This is a genomic window from Devosia sp. 67-54 (assembly GCF_001899075.1).
Lineage (GTDB): Bacteria > Pseudomonadota > Alphaproteobacteria > Rhizobiales > Devosiaceae > Devosia_A.
In genome coordinates, this window is sequence record NZ_MKVA01000010.1 from 1 (window position 1) to 4,067 (window position 4,067).

Annotated in this window: 3 protein-coding genes; all 3 read left to right on the forward strand. The window is 61.3% G+C overall.

Annotated features, from left to right (window positions below):
• Window positions 1-760: 760 nt before the first annotated feature.
• Genes BGO82_RS16760 through BGO82_RS16770 form a run of 3 tightly spaced genes read left to right on the forward strand, consistent with a single transcriptional unit; the run spans window position 761 to window position 3,980 of the window.
• The gene (locus BGO82_RS16760; protein WP_291306769.1) at window positions 761-1,999 is read left to right on the forward strand and encodes a site-specific integrase; all 1,239 of its coding nucleotides are present in this window, start codon (window positions 761-763) and stop codon (window positions 1,997-1,999) included.
• Complete coding sequence (locus BGO82_RS16765; RefSeq protein WP_291306770.1) at window positions 1,996-2,967, forward strand: tyrosine-type recombinase/integrase; 972 nt, start codon at window positions 1,996-1,998, stop codon at window positions 2,965-2,967. Before BGO82_RS16760 ends, BGO82_RS16765 begins: the two co-directional genes overlap by 4 nt.
• Before the next feature lie 17 nt (window positions 2,968-2,984).
• The gene (locus BGO82_RS16770) at window positions 2,985-3,980 is read left to right on the forward strand and encodes a tyrosine-type recombinase/integrase (protein WP_291306771.1); all 996 of its coding nucleotides are present in this window, start codon (window positions 2,985-2,987) and stop codon (window positions 3,978-3,980) included.
• Window positions 3,981-4,067 lie beyond the last annotated feature (87 nt).

Sequence of the window (4,067 nt, forward strand, 5' to 3'; positions counted from 1 at the left end):
CATTATCCAGAGCATGGTTTTATCTGGGGTATTTTGGGATATAATCCTTGGGTGCCGGAGATTTCGGCGCATTGGGCTCCAGATAAAAGCCGCGTCCTCGTTGTTGGGGGCCGCTGCGCGCGGGGGCGACGTTGCAGATACCATTGCGTACCAGGTCGACGATCGAGGACTATGTCGCCACGCAGGAGTGGCGGTATGCACGACTGTCGTGCTGCCCGCTCCATCCGAGCGGCGACTGTGCATTTCGGCGTCACGGCAGCTATGCCCGCCAGACCAGCCCGGGTGTACGGATCGCTCGTTGCTATTGCCCACAAGGGCGCATGACGTTCAGCCTGCTCCCGGATTTTCTCGCCGCTCGCCTGCCTGGGTCGCTTGCCATGATCGATCGCATCGTTGGGATAGCCGCGTCAGCGCGAAGCATGGAAGCCGCCGCAGACGCGGTACGGGGCCCGGATATTTGCCTTCCAGGCGCAGTGCGCTGGCTGCGCCGCCGAGTGGTCGCGGTGCGCAGATCCGTTGCCGCTGTCAAGGTGCTGGCGCCCCGGCTGACGAGGCCAGGTTTGCCGGTGAGCGACGTTCCGGCCCTTGTGATGCTCCGCCGAGCCCTTTCCCCACAGCAGTTGCACTGCATTCCGGCGCCCCTAGGACTCCGACCTATTCAGAGGATAGGCAGTGCTGGCGCCGGTGGCTTCTGCCAACACGATGCGGGGCGTGATCACCCTCTCTCCGTCGGCTACGCTTCGCCGATCGAGGTAAAGCCATGCCCGTACATGTCGATCATATCACCGCAGCCGACTCCGCCGCGCCCACCCCCGACGATATCCGCCGCATCTGGAGCTCGGAGCGACGCCTTGGGGCAGGAACAACGATTGTCTATTTGAACCGCATCCAGCAGTTCCGTACCTATTGCGCCCTGCACGGGCTGGTCGAGCGAGAAGAATTGACTCTCGAACGCGTTGGCCGCTTCATAGACTGGTACGCTGAGCGGCGGGGCCTCGACCCGCTTTCTCTTCAACTTTCCCGAACCGCGCTGTTGTCGCTCAGCCGTGTCTATCATCGCTTGGGACTCGCCCCTCCCGACTGGCGACCACCTCGCCCGGCGAGGGTTCCGCGGACGCTGCTGCTTGCGCAATATGCCGCCTATCTGACTCAGCACCGCGGCAACCCGGAGGTCACGGTTCATAAGAAGCTGGACCACATCGGCAAGCTTCAGGATCATCTTATCCAGGTCGGCAAGGAGTGGCACTCGATGCAGCTAACCGATGTCGACGCATTTCTGGTTGGCCGCGCCGCGCGATATTCCCGATCACATGTGAGCGACCTCGCTTGCACGGTACGCTGCTTTGCCCGTTTCCTGCACTGGAGCGGCCTGAGTGCGGTCGATATCAGCGAGGCCGTGATCGCGCCTGTGCAACGACGGCACGAGCGACCGAGGCGAGCACTTTCCTGGGACGATGTGAAGCGACTCCTGATGGCCGTGGACAGATCGAACCCGTTGGGTCTTCGCGACTACGCAATCCTGCTGCTGATGAGCACCTATGGCTTTGGTGCCGGCGAGATCATCCGCTTGCAGTTTCAGGATATTGACTGGGATAGCGGCATGCTCTCCGTCCTTCGCCCAAAGACGGGTGTGGCATTCACGCTGCCGCTGTTGCCGCCAATTGCCAAGGCGCTGGCGGAGTACCTACGCCACGGTCGGCCCGCCGATACACCCACCCGCCATCTTTTCGTGCAGCTGAAGATGCCGCTGGAGCCATTCGCGGCTTCGAGCGCGATACGCCACATCCTAATGAAGCATGCGAAGATCGCGGGGATCGATGCGCCATTTCTGGGCAGCCATGTCCTGCGACACTCCCATGCGGCACGCCAGATCGATCTCGGTACGCGACCTCAGGTGGTGTCAGATATCCTTGGTCACCGGGATCGAGACTCGGTCTCCGCCTATGTAAGGATCGCAACAGCATCCCTGCGTGAGATCTCATTGCCGGTGCCGACATGACCACCGTTGTCGCCCTGGCTGAGCTCAAGAATGACGCTGCGAGCTTCCTGGCATTCAAGCGCGCCATGGGCCATCCCTATCGACGCGGCGAGTTTGAGATCGAACGCTTCCTTCGCTTCATCGAAGACGAGTGGGGCGACGGTGTCGATATTTCGCTGGCCGATGCGATTAGCCGCTGGTGCGGGCGTTTACCCGACCGCAAGGCCGTCACCCTCGGCAATGAGTTCGGGGTAATTCGCCAACTTTGCCTGCATCGCCGTCGTCGCGACCCCACCAGCTATGTGCCCGAACACGCCTTTGCGCCGGTGAAGGAATCGACGTTCTTTCCTTACATTTTCAGCCGCGACGAGATCCGCTGCATTCTCGCCGCCGCGTCAGCGCACCAAGGGCGCTTCATATGGGCATCGATGCTGCGAAGACTGATCCTCGTGCTTTACTGCACCGGCCTCAGGCTCGGCGAGGCGGTGCGTCTGACCATGGATGATGTCGATCTCGACCGTGGAACCTTGCTCATCCGCAACAGCAAGCGGCGGACGCGGATCGTCCCCATGCGCGAAGATCTTGTCGCAGAGCTTCGCCTCTATGTCGATGATCGATGCCGGTTGCTTCATGATCGCGGTCAAGTGGCTTGCGAAGCGCTGTTCGTTCGCCTCAACGGCGCGCCACTCCATACCCACGCTGCGTCCGAAGCTATCCGCAAGCTCCTGCGCCGCCTCGATATTAAGCCTGCGCAGGGGCGCGCCGGAGCGCGTCCATATGAGTTTCGGCATGCTTTCGCGGTTCATCGCCTGACGGCGTGGGCGGAGGAAGGTGCCGACATTCACGCCAAGCTCCCGTGGCTTTCGGCTTATCTCGGGCACCAGAACGTCATTGGCACCGAGGTCTATCTGAAGGCGACGCCGCAACTCCTGGAACTCGCGAGCACGCGCTTCGAACAACATATGCGACACGCCCGGCAGCCACGATGAGTAAGGCCGGACCTCAGATGCTGTTCACTCTGGTGGAGTCGTTCTTCTCCAACTATCTGCCGCGTCAGCGCGGCGCGAGCCCCCATACGACGCGCGCCTATCGTGACACGCTCAAGCTGCTGTTCCAGTTCGTTGCCGAGTGTCGTGATCGCGAGGTCGCCGCGCTTGTGCTGGAAGATCTCGACGCCGACACCGTCGCTGGGTTCCTCGACCATCTCGAGGACGGAAGATCCAACTCCACCGCGACGCGAAACTGCCGCCGTGCCGCGCTTCGCAGCTTCTTCAAGCACCTTTTGCGCAACGATCTCGACAATGCCCTACGTTACACGAAGGTGTTGGCGCTGCCGTCGAAACGGGCGAGGCAGAAGCCCGCAACCTACCTCGAAGCAACCGACGTGCGGGCCATCATTGCCCATCCCGATCGGCGGACCGGCAGTGGCTGGCGCGACTACACGCTGCTGCTTTTTCTCTATAATTGTGGCGCCAGAGTAAGCGAAGCAACCGGCCTGCTCTGGCAGGATCTTCAACTGATGCCGCCCCACCAGGCTCGATTGCGTGGGAAGGGCCGCAAAGAGCGACTCGTTCCGCTATGGCGCGAGACGGCCGACGCGTTACGGCGCCTGCAAAACCTGTCGGGCGCCTCGGGCCACCAGCATGTTTTCATGAACCGTCACGATCAACCGCTGACCCGCGATGGAGTTGCATACATCCTTACCAAGCATGCCTCGCCAGTAGTCCAGGATCGACCAAGGCTGGCGCGTGACCGCATCACACCTCACGTTTTCCGCCACAGCTGTGCCGTCGCGCTCCTGCAGTCGGGCACCGATGTGACCGTGATCCGCGATTATCTCGGTCATTCCAGCATCGCGACCACGAACCGGTATATCTCGACGAACCTGAAGATGAAGCGCGATGCGCTAGAGAACTTTTGGGAGCACGCTGGCATCGAACCCGCAAACGCCACGCCTTGGAAGCCAAAGCCGGACCTGCTTTCATACCTCCGGTCCCTTTGATTTTATCACGAGCTCGACGCTGACCTTTTCCGTCAATCCCGGACGTGAGAATCGCGTTACCCCAGATAAAACCATGCTCTGGATAAT

Excerpts from the sequence above, each read along its gene's own strand:
- BGO82_RS16760 (WP_291306769.1), top strand. The coding sequence starts at position 761 with ATGCCCGTACATGTCGATCATATCACCGCAGCCGACTCCGCCGCGCCC.
- BGO82_RS16765 (WP_291306770.1), top strand. The coding sequence starts at position 1,996 with ATGACCACCGTTGTCGCCCTGGCTGAGCTCAAGAATGACGCTGCGAGC.
- BGO82_RS16770 (WP_291306771.1), top strand. The coding sequence starts at position 2,985 with ATGCTGTTCACTCTGGTGGAGTCGTTCTTCTCCAACTATCTGCCGCGT.